8 protein-coding genes are annotated in these 13,905 nt (G+C 71.4%); 4 read left to right on the top strand and 4 right to left on the bottom strand.

Annotation, left to right across the window (positions count from 1 at the left end):
• Positions 1-60: 60 nt before the first annotated feature.
• Positions 61-1,263 (bottom strand): BON domain-containing protein, encoded by a 1,203-nt coding sequence (locus FL344_RS22285; RefSeq protein ID WP_141619937.1) that lies wholly within the window; start codon positions 1,261-1,263, stop codon positions 61-63.
• Between the two features lie 244 nt (positions 1,264-1,507).
• Here FL344_RS22285 and FL344_RS22290 point away from each other — a divergent pair, with 244 nt between their 5' ends.
• Genes FL344_RS22290 through FL344_RS22300 form a run of 3 tightly spaced genes read left to right on the top strand, consistent with a single transcriptional unit; the run spans position 1,508 to position 7,638 of the window.
• On the top strand, positions 1,508-3,886 hold the full coding sequence (locus FL344_RS22290; protein WP_141619938.1) for an FdhF/YdeP family oxidoreductase: 2,379 nt from the start codon (positions 1,508-1,510) through the stop codon (positions 3,884-3,886).
• A 15-nt stretch (positions 3,887-3,901) separates the two neighbouring features.
• The gene (locus FL344_RS22295) at positions 3,902-6,220 is read left to right on the top strand and encodes a hypothetical protein (RefSeq protein WP_141619939.1); all 2,319 of its coding nucleotides are present in this window, start codon (positions 3,902-3,904) and stop codon (positions 6,218-6,220) included.
• A 38-nt stretch (positions 6,221-6,258) separates the two neighbouring features.
• Entirely contained in the window at positions 6,259-7,638 is a 1,380-nt protein-coding gene (locus tag FL344_RS22300; RefSeq protein ID WP_090490763.1) for a sigma 54-interacting transcriptional regulator, read from the top strand.
• Between the two features lie 5 nt (positions 7,639-7,643).
• Here FL344_RS22300 and FL344_RS22305 read toward each other — a convergent pair whose 3' ends face one another.
• From FL344_RS22305 to FL344_RS22315, 3 genes are all read right to left on the bottom strand, one after another.
• The gene (locus FL344_RS22305; protein WP_141619940.1) at positions 7,644-8,975 is read right to left on the bottom strand and encodes a serine/threonine-protein kinase; all 1,332 of its coding nucleotides are present in this window, start codon (positions 8,973-8,975) and stop codon (positions 7,644-7,646) included.
• Between the two features lie 79 nt (positions 8,976-9,054).
• Positions 9,055-12,831, bottom strand: coding sequence for a serine/threonine-protein kinase (locus tag FL344_RS22310; RefSeq protein ID WP_228565271.1), 3,777 nt, complete (start codon positions 12,829-12,831; stop codon positions 9,055-9,057).
• A 162-nt stretch (positions 12,832-12,993) separates the two neighbouring features.
• The gene (locus FL344_RS22315; RefSeq protein WP_013940940.1) at positions 12,994-13,230 is read right to left on the bottom strand and encodes a helix-turn-helix domain-containing protein; all 237 of its coding nucleotides are present in this window, start codon (positions 13,228-13,230) and stop codon (positions 12,994-12,996) included.
• A gap of 267 nt (positions 13,231-13,497) precedes the next feature.
• Here FL344_RS22315 and FL344_RS22320 point away from each other — a divergent pair, with 267 nt between their 5' ends.
• A complete protein-coding gene (locus tag FL344_RS22320) occupies positions 13,498-13,905 on the top strand; it encodes a (deoxy)nucleoside triphosphate pyrophosphohydrolase (RefSeq protein ID WP_090490760.1) in 408 nt (135 codons plus the stop codon).

Consider the following 13,905-nt stretch of genomic DNA (forward strand, 5'->3'; position numbering starts at 1 on the left):
GAACCGGGGTGCTTCCGGGCCACCGCGATGTCCGCGTCGCGCCGCGTCGCGTCCGCCGCCTCACGAATGCAGCGTGTCGTCGTCGGAGGCGTCCATGCCCGGAGTCTGGACGGGGCTGCGTGACGCGGGCCGGTCCACGACGCCGTCCTCGCGGTCGATGCGAATGTCGTTGATGACCTCCTTCACTCCCAGCACGTCCCGGGCGAGCGCTTCCGTCGCGTGCCGCTCATCCTGGCTGCGCACCACGCCGGCCAGCAGCACCACGCCGTCCCGCACACGGATGTCCACGTCCGCGGCGTCCACCCAGCTCTGCATCAGCCCGTCACAGAGGTCCGCTAGGATTCGCTCGCTGGAGCGCCGGTAGCCTCGCGGCGCGCGTCCCCGGGGGGGCGCCCTCACAGGGCCTTCGGGCGGCCGGTAGCGCCCACCCGAGAAGCCACCTTGCCCCAGGTCGTGGTCGTCCGGGCGTGACGGACTGGTGGAGTACCCATCCCACGGTGGCGCCATGTTCTCCACACCGGGGCCATGGCCCGCAGGCTGTGTGCCCCCGTAGCGGACATCCGTTTCGGCCATGTGGCCGGCGGCGCGCCAGGGCCGGCCCCGGTCCATGCCGCCCGCTTCGCGTCGTCGGCGCTCGTGGGCGTCATCGGCGCCTCGGTGGCCATGGCGCCTCCCGCCGTGCCCCCGGCGCTCTGGCATCTCACGGCCGCCCCGGCGTCCTCCCTCCGTCCCCACGTCCTCCAGGACGCCGAGGTAGGGAGGCTCCAGGCGCCAGTCCTCCGCGACTTCGCGGAACGTGCCGCTGGGGCTGTAGCCGGGCCGTCTGGCGATGCGCTCCGGGTCGAAGTGCCGGGCGCGGCGGTCCAGCTCCCGGTCCAGGTCGAAGTCGCGGCCATACTCCCGGCCCTGGTCCAGGGCGCGCGCGGCGCGTCCGAAGTCCACGTCTTGTTGGTAATCGCGTGTGTCCCGGTCCCTCGCCGCGTCCCGGAAGTGCCGCTCGCTGTCGAAGGTGCGTGGAAACGCATCATCCTCGGAGGCCCAACCGCCTCGGCGGTGCTGGCCCCGTCGTCGCTCGGCGCTGGCGTCGTCCCGCTCGAAGTCGCCCCTGCGTTCGGACCCGCGCTCGTCGCCGTGCGCATCCCTGGCCGGGGCGCGGGCCCAGGTGTCCCTCGGATGGGTGTGTTCGTCCTCCCAGCCCCTCGAGGACCGCTGCTCCCGCTCCCTGTCTCCCCATCGCCGGTCGTCATCGCGCCTGCCGTTCATCTGGATGGCCTCCTCTCGTTGAGCGTTCGCCCAGGGCCTGTCTCCTGACGTTCTGGACCGCGAGCGCTGCTGGCAACGCAGGCAGGCCCCGTCAGAGGCCCGGCCGGGCATGGGGGCCCCGGAGTGGCCGCTGTATGCCGGGGGAGGCGCCAGTCGTTCCATGAGCATTCCCGCGCGGCCAGAGCGCGGTAGAGTCCACTGCCGCGGCCAGCCAGCCAGCCGCGCGATGCCTGGAGGGAGTGCCATGGACGACGGGAACCGGAACGCACAGGGGCCTGGCGCGCGAGCGTCGTCCGCGCTCACGAAGGCAACGCCCTGCGCCCAGCCTCCCGAGGAGGCCCGTGGCCCCACCGTGGGGCCCATCGCGACGGTGGCGGGCGGCCTCCCCGCCGTCATCTCCGCCATACGGCACGTCTACGGTGAAATGGACGTGGTGCGTGGGACGAAGCTGCTGCTCAAGGTGAACCAGAAGGAGGGCTTCGACTGCCCCGGCTGCGCGTGGCCCGACCCGGGACACCGCTCCATGGCGGAGTTCTGTGAGAACGGCGCCAAGGCGGTGGCGGAAGAGGCCATGTCCGCGCGGGCGACGCCGGAGTTCTTCCGTCGATGGAGCGTGGCGGACCTCGCCCTCCAGACGGACCATTGGCTGGGCAAGCAGGGCCGGCTGACGCACCCGATGTTGCTCCGCGAAGACGCCACGCACTACGAGCCCCTGTCCTGGGACGAAGCCTTCGCGCTGGTGGCCGAGGAGCTGAACGCGCTCGACACGCCAGACGCCGCGAGTTTCTACACCTCCGGGCGTACCAGCAACGAGGCGGCGTTCCTCTACCAGCTCTTCGTACGGCAGTTCGGCACCAACAACCTGCCGGACTGCTCGAACATGTGCCACGAGTCGAGCGGCTCCGCGCTCAACGAGACGGTGGGCATCGGCAAGGGCACTGTCACGCTGGAGGACTTCGACCAGGCGGATGCCATCTTCGTCATCGGGCAGAACCCGGGGACGAACCATCCGCGCATGTTGTCGTCGCTCGAGGCCGCCGCGCGACGGGGCTGCCAGATTGTCAGCATCAACCCGCTGCCGGAGACGGGGCTCAACCGCTTCAAGCACCCGCAGGACGTGCTGCACCTCATCGGGCCCGGAACGGCGCTCAACTCCCTGTTCGTTCAGGTCCGCATCAACGGCGACGCCGCGCTGCTGCAGGGCATCGCCAAGGCGCTGTTCGAGATGGAGGACGCGAACCCCGGCTCGGTGGTGGCCAAGGGCTTCATCGACGACAAGACGCTCGACTTCGAGGCCTACGCGGCCCACATGCGCGCGGTGAAGTGGGAGGACGTGGAGGAGGGGAGTGGGGTGCCGCGCGCGCAGGTGCTCGCGGCGGCGGAAATCCTCGCGCGCTCCGAGCGCACCATCTTCTGCTGGGCCATGGGGCTGACGCAGCACCGCAACGGCGTGGCGTGCATTCAGGAAATCGTCAACCTGGCGCTGCTGCGCGGCGCTATCGGCAAGCCGGGCGCGGGCCTCTGCCCGGTGCGTGGTCACAGCAACGTGCAGGGCGACCGCACCATGGGCATCTGGGAGAAGCCTCCCGAGGCCCTGTTGACGGCGCTGTCCCGGGAGTTCGGGTTCGAGCCGCCGCGGCACCACGGCATGGACGTGGTGGACACGCTGCACGCCATGCACGACGGCCGGGTGAAGGTGTTCTTCGCGCTCGGTGGCAACTTCCTCTCCGCCACGCCGGACACGGAGTTCACCGCCGAGGCCCTGCGCCGCACGCGCCTCACCGTCCACGTGTCCACCAAGCTCAACCGCTCGCACCTGGTCCACGGACGGCGGGCGCTCATCCTGCCGTGCCTGGGCCGCACCGAGCGCGACGTGCAGGCCGGCGGGGCCCAGTTCGTCACCGTGGAGAACTCCATGGGCGTGGTGTCGTCTTCGCGGGGCTCGGTGGCGCCCGCGTCGGAGCACCTGCTCAGCGAACCCGTCATCGTCGCCCGGCTGGCGACGGCGGTGCTGGGGGCGCGCTCTCGCGTGCCCTGGCTGTCGCTGGTGGAGGACTACGACCGCATCCGGGAGCAGATTTCGCGCGTCATCCCCGGCTTCGACGACTTCAATCGCCGCGTGCGGGAGCCGGGCGGCTTCGCGCTGCCGAACGGTCCGCGCGAGGGACGCTTCACCACGAAGAGCGGCAAGGCGCACTTCACGGTGCATGCGCTACAGCCCATTGCCCTGGAGCCGGGACAGCTCCTGATGATGACGATTCGCACGCATGACCAGTTCAACACCACGGTGTACGGGCTGGATGACCGCTACCGGGGCATCCGCAACGGCCGCCGGGTGGTGTTGCTGCATCCCGCCGACATGAAGGCGCAGGGGCTGGCCGCGGACCAGCTTGTCGACCTGCGGAGCCACTTCGAAGGCGAGACGCGGCTGGCGCGTGGCTTCCGCGTGGTGCCGTACAACATCCCGCGCAGGTGCGCGGCCACCTACTTCCCCGAGGCCAACGTCCTCGTTCCCGTGAACAGCTTCGCGGAGAAGAGCCGCACGCCCACGTCGAAGTCGGTGGTCATCAGCATCACCCCGGCCGGAGAATCGCGGGCCCTGCCCGCTGGCGCGGTGGCATGAGGCGCGTGAGAGAGCATGCAGCCCGTCAATGAAACCGGGTGGCCGGAGTCGCTCCGGTCCCTCTATGAGACGGTGACGGGGACGCCCGCGGCGGAGGCCATGGCCGCGTCCACCCAGTGGCGCGAGTCCTTCGCCGCCTGGGTGCGAGGCGCTTCGCTGGATGAGCGCACCCTGGCGCAAGCGGCGGCCTGGAGCCGCCTGAACGAGGGCGAGCGGACCCTCGGCGAGCTGTTGTTCCTGCTCTCTTCATGCAGTGAGTTGCTGTGGCCCTACGCCGTGCCGCCCCGGGGCCTGCTGCCGCGCTTGATGGCGCGGCAGGAGACGATGCTGGCCGCGTTGCTGGAGGTGGGGGACGCGGACACGGCCGCGCGGGTGCGGCGTGAGACGGAGGCCACCGTCACCACGGTGCTGACGCGCATCCTGAAGCGGCACCCGGACGCGCTCCAGTCCCTGGTCGGCGACGCGCCGTGTACCTTCGACGGCCGGGCCCTGCGCTTCCACGGCGCGGTGGAGGTGGACCTGCGCCAGGTATTGGGCACCGGCGCGAAGTCCGTTGCGCTGCTGGAGCAACTGCGTGCGCTGATGCCGGCGACGGCGGCGGACGGGCGCGACCGGTTGGCGGAGTTCATCCGGACACGGGCCGCGCGGCTGCCGTGGCGGGAAGCTTCGGAGGTCCTGGCCGAGCGCCTCTTCTCGCTGGCGACGTCGCCGGAGGGCCGCAGCGGCATGAGTGGCTTCCTGGCGTGCTACCCCGGTGGACGCAAGGAGCCGGACTGGTGCGCTCGGGCGGGGCTGCTGCTGTCACGCACGCTGGAGGTCGGCGGTCCCCCCGAGGTGGTGGAGAACCTGTGCGAGCTGCTGGCGCGCTTCGATGCGCCGCCGGTGGACGGCCTGCGCGGGGCGCTGGGCGCCTTGGTGAACGGCGACTTCGAGGCCTCGGCGGACCTGGGCCCCGTGCGCTTCGTGCTCGACCACTGCCAGGCCACGCTGCGCAAGGGCGAGCCGGGTCTGGTGCTCACGCTGCTGTGGCTGGAGGAGCGGCTGTTCCGTGCCGCCGTGCGCAAGGGCGCGCCAGATGCCTTCGACCGCCGCAAGCGCGCGCTGTCGAAGCTCAAGCCGGGGGCGCCGGGATTCGACCAGCTCCACTGGCTGGCGGAAGAATGTGCCGAGCTGTGGCCTCGTTTCATGCCCGGTGCCGTGCGGCCCGGTCTGGACGAGCTGGCGGCGTGGCGTCAGGAAGTCGCCGACCGCGTGGGGCGCAAGCCCGTGCTGCGCAAGGCGGCCATCGAGTTCTTCCTCTGGTGCGCGCCGGATGCCGCATCGTCCGAGGCGGAGCTCACGGTGCTGGCGCTGGTGCGCACAGCGACCGACCGGCGACAGGTGAAGCGGCTGAAGGAGCACCCGTCGTCACGTGTTCGCCTCCGCGTCCGGACGCTCCAGTCCTGGTTCCAGGGCCCGTCGGCGAAGGGGAAGCCGGGCGCCCCCGTGGAGCCTTCGCCGGCTTCAGGCCCCGCGACGTTGACGGAGGCGTTGCGGCACCTGCATGTGACGCGCGCGGTGCCGCTCGGAGGCCGGACGTGGCTGCGTGACCGGGACCTGGAGGAGCTGTTGCTGGGCGCTTTCGGTCGAGTGGAGGCGGAGTTCTCGTCTCGCTATCCGGAGCGCTTCCGCGAGGACACCGAGACGCTGGCGGCGGACCTGCTCGAAGCACTGCGCGCAGAGCTGGCGCGGGTGAAGGCGGACGTCGCCGCGTTGATGGCCCAGGGGCAGCCATCTCCGTGGGAGCTGTCGATGACGGTCCGGCGCCGTGAACCGGAGCCCGTGCCCGAGCCTGTCCCGGTGGACGGCGAGGCGGCTCCGGACGCCGTGCCTCCGCCTTTGGCCGCCGCGCGGCTGGGGGTGGAGGTGGCTTTCGTCCTCGACGTGGCGGTGGGCGACTTCCTGCGCACGCGGCGCGTGGTGTCCGTGCAGGTGGTGAAGCTCGAACAGCGCGGAGAGGGGCAGTGGCTGCCCGCCTTCCGGCTGGGCCGGGAGCACCTGGACGCGCAGTTGCTGCGGACCGACGCCGCGTTCTGCCTGTTCCTGGCGCCTCCGTTTCCTCGGGCCGAGTGCTGGGTGGTTCCGTCGCGAACGGTGCGCGCGATGATGGAATCGCAGCGCTCGCTGTCGGGTGTGCCGCGAGACGGGGTGCAGCGGGTGGCGCGCTCACTGTCCCACTGGCTGTTGGGCGACCTCGTCGGTCTGTGGACGGGGGACGAACGCCCGGAGTCGCTTGCCCGGCTGTCTCGCGCGGAGGACGGGCCGGACTTCGTCGTCGAATGGGGCCTCCGGTAGCGCTGGTGTGGCGTCCACGGTGATAGCGTCCATCCCTTATGAGTCACACCGAGCGACCCCAGGGGGCGGGCCGTCCAGCCGAAGGGCCTGATTCCGTCCAGCAGACGCGGCCCACAGGTACAGGAAGGCCCGGGACCTCGGGCGCTGTTCGCCGCTTCCGATTCACCGTCCTCGAAGGTCCGCAGCCTGGGCAGTCCAAGGACAGCAACGCGGACACGTTCTCCATCGGTTCGCATGGGCTCAACGACTTCGTCATCGAGGAGCCCACCGTCTCGCGCTTCCACTGCGAGGTGAAGGTCGACCACGACGGCGCCCGCCTGCGGGATTTGGACAGCCGAAACGGCACGGTGCTCGACGGCGTCCACGTGCGCGACGCGTACCTTCGGGGCGGCAGCATCCTGCGCCTGGGCCGGGTGAGCGTCCGGTTCGACTTCAGCCCGGAGACGAACCGGCTGCTCATCTCCGACCGCACGACGTTCGGTGAGCTGGTGGGCTCGTCGCCCGTGACGCGCGCCAGCTTCGCCCTCATGGAGCGAGCCGCCGCGAGCGACGCGACGGTGTTGCTGGAGGGGGAGACGGGCACGGGCAAGAGCCGCGCCGCCTTCGCCATCCATCAGGCCAGCGCCCGGGCCTCGGGGCCCTTCCTCACCGTGGACTGCGGTGCCATTCCCGGCAACCTGCTGGAGAGCGAGCTGTTCGGCCACGAGAAGGGCTCCTTCACCGGCGCCATCCAGCGCCGCGTCGGCGCCTTCGAGGAAGCGGACGGCGGCACCATCTTCCTGGACGAGATTGGCGAGCTGCCCGCGGAGCTGCAACCGAAGCTGCTGCGCGTCCTGGAGAACAAGGAGATTCGCCGGCTGGGCGCCAACGGGTACCAGCCCGTCAACGTGCGCGTCATCGCCGCCACGCACCGGGACCTGCGCGCCGAGGTGAACGCGGCGCGCTTCCGCTCCGACCTGTTCTTCCGCCTCGCGGTGGTGCGCATCATCATCCCCGCGCTGCGGGAGCGGCCCGAGGACATCCCCCTCATCGCGGAGCGAATCCTCACGGCCTTCGGGGCCGGCTCCGAGCAGCTCGCGGCGCTGAGCACGCCGGAGTTCATCGCGCAGCTCCAGCACGCCGCGTGGCCGGGGAACGTGCGCGAGCTGCGCAACCACCTGGAGCGTTGCCTCGTCTTCCAGGACGCCATGCCGCCGGACGCCGAGGAGGTGAGCGCGCAAGCGGTGCTGCGCAGCCTGGTGGACCCGAAGCAGCCCTACGCGGAGGCCCGCCGCCGCGCGCTGGAGGTCTTCGAGCGCGAGTACCTGGATGCGCTCCTCAAGCTCCACGGAGGCAAGGTGTCGCAGGCCGCCACCGCCGCGGACATGGACCGCGTGTACCTGTACCGCCTGCTGCGCCGGCACCGGCTGCGGACGTAGCCCGCTCAGCGGCTGGCGAGTGCATCCGACAGCAGGACCTCGCCCGCCGCGCCTCCCGAAGCCCAGGACTCCAGGCGCAGCAGCTCACCGCCCGCCAGCCTCGGAAGTCCCTGGGCGTCCGTGCTCAGCTCACACAGGGCCGCGTGCGCATAGACGCGGACTTCCACGCTGTCACCCGCGGCCTCACGCGCTTGCCGCAGCAGCGCGTTTGCCACCTGGCGCGCTTCCACCAGGGCAGGGACACGGGCCTCGGAGGCGGGAGGCAGTGACTTCCACGCGAGCACGGCGTTGCCACTCTCCAGGGCGAGCATCCAGCCACGGGTCTCCAGTTCGGTGAGCGTCGCGTCCAGCGTGGCGTCCCTGGCATCCAGGTCCGCGTCGGAGGGCTCGTCCAGGGCCTCCGGGAAGCGGAGGTCCACATAGACAGCCACGGCCCATGTCTCATCCGGAGTGGGCGCCAGCGCCGCGCGCAAGGCTTCGAGGAAGGCGGGCACGTCTGGCCAGCGGTCCCCAGGGGCCTTCGCGAGACACCGTTGGACCACGGCGTCCAGTGCTGGCGGTGCGTGCACCCGTTCATCCAGGTGCGGTGGTGGCGCATGGAGGTGCTGCTCCTCGACCTCCACCACGCTGGTGCCCTCGAAAGGCAGGCTCCCGGTGAGGAGTTGGTAGAGAAGCACGCCCATCGCGTACAGGTCGGTGCGTGCGTCCAGGGCCTGCCCGCGAATCTGCTCGGGGGCCATGGACACGGGCGTGCCGAGCACGGCGCCGCCGGATGTCAGGCCGGAGAGCCCCTCCGGTGGCTCCACGCGGGCGATGCCGAAGTCCACCAGCTTCACCGTGAAGCCCTCCGCCAGGGGGATGACCATCACGTTCTGGGCCTTGAGGTCCCGGTGCAGGATGCCGCGGCCATGGGCGAAGTGCAGCGCGGCGCCCAGTTCCTCCATCACCGTCAGCGCCTCCGCGAGGGAGAAGGGGCCTCGGTGCGTGAGCCACTGGTCCACGCTTTCGCCCTCCAGCCATTCCATGGCCAGCCAGGGGCGTCCGTCGCGAAGGTCGCCGTGCTCGAGCACCTCCACGATGTGGGGATGGCGCAGCACCCGGAGCGTGTCCGCTTCCTGCTGGAAGCGGCGGAGCACGTTGGTGACGTGGTTGAACTCGGCACGCACCACCTTCACCGCGGCGGGAGCCCGGGTGGACAGGTGCGACGCGCGATAGAGCCACGCGGTCACGCCCGCGTGGACGCGTGACTCGATGACCCAGTCGCCCACCAGCGCTCCGGGTTCCAGCTCGTCTCCGTAGAGCGATATGGCGTGTTCGCGTGGGGGCCCACCGGCCATGGGACGTCCCTCCGTGCCGTTGCTGCGACACCCCGTGCTAACACGGTTCTCGGCTCCGGCACTGGGCGTGGCCGTCCCGCTAGGGGCTTTCGGCTGGGGCCACCAGCGCGCGGACGCGGTCCGTCCACAGCGGCGCTTCGCGTGCGGTCTCCTCGACCTCCGCGACCCGAGCTCGCAGCGTCACCGTGTCTCCGGCCTTGCGAGCCGCGCGTGCCGCCCAGACGAGAATCTCCAGCCGCTCATCAGGCGTGGCCAGCCGGCGGGACTCTTCCACCAGGTGGGCCCAGGCATCGGCGCCGTAGGGAAGGGCGTCTCGAGCCTCGTTCACGACGCGCCGGACCACGGACAACATCAGCGCGTCCGAAGGTGACAGACGCTGCCGTGTGTCCGGCTCCTCGAGCCAGGCGAGCTGGCGCGCGACTTCGGGCAGGTCTCCCAGTTCGCAGCACAGGCGCGCCACCAGCAGGGCGTCCTGGGCCATGGACCGGGGGAAGAAGCGCTGGCTGAGCACGCCGGCCCGCCGCGCTAGGGGCAAGGCCTCCACGGCCCGGCCCTGGTAGCCGAGCAGCAGCGCCAGGTTGAAGGCGGAGGTCCGTTCAATCTGCACGTTGCCCAGCTCGCGTCCCAGGGTCACTGCGCGCTCCAGGTCCGCATGAGCGCCCGCCGCGTCCCGGCGCTGGACATGCAGCACCATCCGGTTGTTGAGGGCCACGCCCAGGTGCAGGGTGTCGCCGGTCGCCTCGCACAGGGCGATGGCTTCGTCGAAGCGGCGCGAGGCGTCGTCCAGCCGGTCGGTCCACGCCAGCATCGCGCCCAGCATGGCCAGGGCGATGGCCTCCGTCTCCGAGTCCTCTCCGGACCGCGCGGCCTCCACGGCTCGCTCCAGGGCGGGCACAGCCCCGGTGATGTCCTCCTGCCGCACGAGGACGCGCGCCTGGGCCAGGGCATGGCGCGCGGCCAGCTCCGAGGGGACCGCGTCCTTCAGGCAGTGCAGGGCCTGCTCCAGCAGCGCGGTGGAGCCCATCGCGTCGTCCTGCCAGTCGAGGGCGGTGGCTTCTTCCAGCAGCAGGTCCGCCTCGCGCACCACATCGCGGTGGGCCTCGGCCAGCAGGCGGGCGGCGCGCAGGTCTTCCACGGCGTCGTCGATGCGCTGGAGGCGGTAGCGCACGCGTCCTCGTCCCGACAGCAGCTCCAGCCGGACGGCCTCTTCGGTGCGCGGCACCAATGACAAGGCGGCCGAGTAGTGCCGTTCCGCCTCCAGGAGCCGGTGCGCGTGGCGAGCGGATTCGGCCAGGTTCCAGTGGAGCGCCGTAGCTTGGAGGGAATCTCCGGCGGACTCGGCCAGACGCGCCCTTCGGGCGGTGGGCGTAGCGGGCAGGGCGCGCAAGGCGGCCGTGCAGATGCGCCGCTTCAGTGGCGGAGGGAGCAGGGCCGTGAAGGCTTCGCGCAGGGTGGTGTGTTCGAAGCGCCAGCGTCGCGGCCCTCGAGGTTCCAGCATGCCCGTTCGTGCCAGCCGCTCCATCGCGACGCCCGGGTCCAGCGACAGGTCCAGGTCCGCGTCTGTCTCCAGGTGGGCGAGCGTGGCGGTGAGTTCCTCCAGCCGCACGTCGTCTCCCAGGAGGGCCGCAACCTGGAGCGGGGTGCGCATGCCTGTGGGCAGGCCCGAGAGGCTTCGTTCGGCGAGCCGTTCATCCGCGCCCGGGCGGTCCGGGGCCAGCCCGTTCAGGGCGTCCGCGGCGAGGTAGCCACCCCCATCCGGGCGGGTACGGATGGCGCCCGCGCCTCGGAGGGCACGCACCGTCTCCAGCATGCGGAGCGGCGAGCCACCGCAGCGGTCCACCAGCTCTCTCAACACGCCTTCGGCAATCAGGTCTACGGGGCGCAGCCACCGGCGAAGCAGCTCGCGCGCATCGTGTTCCGGAAGGGGAGGAAGCTCTCGCTGTTCGGCGTCTCCTGCGCGTTCCCCCAGGTAGGGGCGCAGGCCCAGCAGCCGGTGCCGGCCGGCGAGCACCACGCACAGGGGGGCACCCTCCCCAGAGAGCGTCGCCAGTTCCAATGCATCCAGGGCCGTGGGGTCCAGCGTGTGCGCGTCATCGACCAGCAGAACCAGGGGCTGCGCGGCCGCGAGCCGCCACAGGTGCGCTGCGATGGCCCTCGCCACCAGTTGCCTGCGCGCCGCCGGGTGCACAGCGGCCACATCCAACGGAGGACGCGCGTCCGCGAGCAGCCGGCGCAGCGCTTCATCCGAGGGCGTCTGGGATGGCAGGCCGAGGACGGTGTTGATGAGACTTCGCAGCCCGCTTTCGCTCGCGCTCCCTTCCTCCGGGAGCGCCTCGACGAAGCGCACGGAGACGCCGGGCGTGCCCTCCAGTTCGCTCCGCCACGTCGTGAGCAGGCGTGTCTTGCCCTGGCCCTCTTCCGCCAGCAGGGTGCGCAGCACGGGCGCGCCGTGTGCCTGCACGCGCGACAGGGCTTCGCGCAGCCACTGCCGTTCCGTGTCCCGGCCCAGGAGGACGTCAGGAGATGTCAGCGCGTCCCCATGCGGCGTGCTGTAGGGCAGGTCGCCCAGGTGGGCTCGGACGCTGGCCGTCAGCGCGACTGTCTCCGGGGTGGAGACGGATTCAAGCGATGGCCACCACCGCTCGGGCCGCTCCACCGCCGCGCCACCCACCGTCAAGCGGCCTGCACGCTCACGAATGCGCAGCGGTGCGCAATGGAGCGCGAGCGTTGCGTTGGGGGGGAGGGCGGCTTTCAGCACCTCCGCGGCCCGGAGCGCCGCGCGCAGCCCGGCTTCCACCGCCGCTTCGTGGGGGAACGCGAAGAGGCAAAGGCCCGGCTCCACGCGCGCGAGGATGGCGCCGCTTCCGGCGAGGGAGGCCTGCAAGGCCGGTGCATCCCGTGAGGTCTTCACGCCGAGGACCGCTACGTCGCGCGTGGCTCGGCTGGCGTCTGGGGTGGGGGCGGTTGAAGGGCCCGTGTTCGTCCGTGGCGCCTCCGTGGCGCGACGCGGGGTCTCCGCCAAGGCCCCGGACACCACATGGGTGCCCAGCGCATCGCCAGCGCCCTGAAGCTCGCGCAACTCCTCCGCCAGCGACCGCGCACTGTCTCCCCGGTCCTCGGGCACCTTGGCCAGCAGTCGCTGCACCAAGGTCTCCACCGCCGCGGGCACCGGCCAAGGCGCGAGCGTCCGCATCGCCGGAGGCCGCCGCGAGACATGCGCCTGGAGCACCGCTGCCGCCTCTCCGACAAAGGGAGGCCGACCACACAGCAGCTCAAAGAACATGACCCCAAGCCCATACAGGTCCGCGCGCGCGTCGATGTATCGCGCGTCCCGGCACTGCTCGGGTGACATGTACTCATGGGTCCCCAGCCGCTGACCCGTGCGGGTGAGCCCTGGCGAGAGCCCCTCCCCATCATCCTGGGCCGACAGCCGCGCGAGGCCGAAGTCCAGCAGGACGAGCCGCCCTTCGGACAACACGACGTTCTCCGGCTTCAGGTCCCGGTGCACCACGCCGGCCGCATGGACCTGGGCCAGCGCCTCCGCCAGGGCTCGCGTCAGCGGGGCCGCATCGGTCCAGGGCAGGGCACCGGCGCCCGGCAGCTTCGCCAACCGCTGAGCCAGCGTCGGGCCCTCGATGCGCTCCATGATGACCACCCGCTCACCGGCGCGGGTCGTGGCCTCGCCCAGCAGCCGCGGCACGGCGGGGGGGCCAATGCGGCGCAGGGCCTCCAACTCCCGCCCCAGCCGTTCGCCCGCGAGCGGCTCCAGCACCTTCAGCGCGACGTCCTGCCCATCCACCTCACGCCGCGCGGCGAATACCCGTCCAAACCCACCGCGCCCCAAGGGCGCTCCCATGACATAGCCCGCCACATCCGGAGGCTCTGGCAAAGAGCCTGGGGCACGCGCTTCGACCGGGCCGTGGCGAGGACAGCGCTCGGCCACGCGGCGATGGCAGGTGGGGCAGCGCATGGGGCGTGGGAGCTCGGGGCCGGGAGCTTGGACGGCCACGCCCGGACGTCAGTCACTCATCTCCGGCAGCTCGGGCAGCACATCCGGGTCCAGCTTCAGAATCACACACAGGCGCGTCAGGGTGGGAATGGTCGGCACCATCACCCCGCGTTCCACCCGAGCGAGCACTTCCACGGGGATTTCCAGTTGCTCGGCGACCTCCTCCATGCCGAGCCCCGCCTGCTGGCGGGCGGCCTTCAGTGCCGCTCCGAGCACCTCGGCCCTTTCCCTACGACTCGTCGTCATGGGCCGAGCATGACGCCTTCTCGCGTTCCCGTCATCCAATTCACCACATGCCGGTGCGCTGGCGCACGGACCCGAACATTGCCCGGGGGGCGGTCGGCCGGGGCAAGCCCCCCGGGCGTCCGCGGCGACTGTGCGGCCCAGGGGGAGGGTGGCCAGGTTGCCCGGACATGCGCAGGCTGGGCGACTGGGGTTGCGGCATTGGCGCCGGGCGGGGGCTGTGTTAGGTCGCCCCTCCCCCCGGTGTCCCGCCAGAAAGAGGAGAAGCGAATGGCCCGCCGTCAGGTCCGTGTCGTCGGTGCGATGCTCCAGAATGAGCAGGGGCGCTACCTCATCACCCAGCGCCCCCCCACCGCGTCACTGCCCCTGCTGTGGGAGTTCCCCGGCGGGCGCGTGGAAGAGGGCGAAGAGGACGCCGAGGCCCTTGCCCGGGAAATCCAGGAAGAGACGGGCGTGGAGGTGGACGTGCTGGGTCAGGCCATGCACACCCACCACGAGTACCCCAACTACGACATCGACTTCCGCGTCTTCCACTGCCGGCTCTCGCGGCCGACGGAGGAAATCCAACACCTGCGCGTGCATGACCACCGCTGGGTGACGCTGGAGGAGATGTCCGCGTACCGCTTCCCGGACGCGGATGCCAAGACGTTGGCGAAGCTGCTCGACCTGGACAGCTGA

The organism is Myxococcus sp. AB036A, from assembly GCF_006547355.1.
GTDB lineage: Bacteria > Myxococcota > Myxococcia > Myxococcales > Myxococcaceae > Myxococcus > Myxococcus virescens.

Excerpts from the sequence above, each read along its gene's own strand:
- FL344_RS22285 (WP_141619937.1), bottom strand. The coding sequence starts at position 1,263 with ATGAACGGCAGGCGCGATGACGACCGGCGATGGGGAGACAGGGAGCGG.
- FL344_RS22290 (WP_141619938.1), top strand. The coding sequence starts at position 1,508 with ATGGACGACGGGAACCGGAACGCACAGGGGCCTGGCGCGCGAGCGTCG.
- FL344_RS22295 (WP_141619939.1), top strand. The coding sequence starts at position 3,902 with ATGCAGCCCGTCAATGAAACCGGGTGGCCGGAGTCGCTCCGGTCCCTC.
- FL344_RS22300 (WP_090490763.1), top strand. The coding sequence starts at position 6,259 with ATGAGTCACACCGAGCGACCCCAGGGGGCGGGCCGTCCAGCCGAAGGG.
- FL344_RS22305 (WP_141619940.1), bottom strand. The coding sequence starts at position 8,975 with ATGGCCGGTGGGCCCCCACGCGAACACGCCATATCGCTCTACGGAGAC.
- FL344_RS22310 (WP_228565271.1), bottom strand. The coding sequence starts at position 12,831 with ATGGGAGCGCCCTTGGGGCGCGGTGGGTTTGGACGGGTATTCGCCGCG.
- FL344_RS22315 (WP_013940940.1), bottom strand. The coding sequence starts at position 13,230 with ATGACGACGAGTCGTAGGGAAAGGGCCGAGGTGCTCGGAGCGGCACTG.
- FL344_RS22320 (WP_090490760.1), top strand. The coding sequence starts at position 13,498 with ATGGCCCGCCGTCAGGTCCGTGTCGTCGGTGCGATGCTCCAGAATGAG.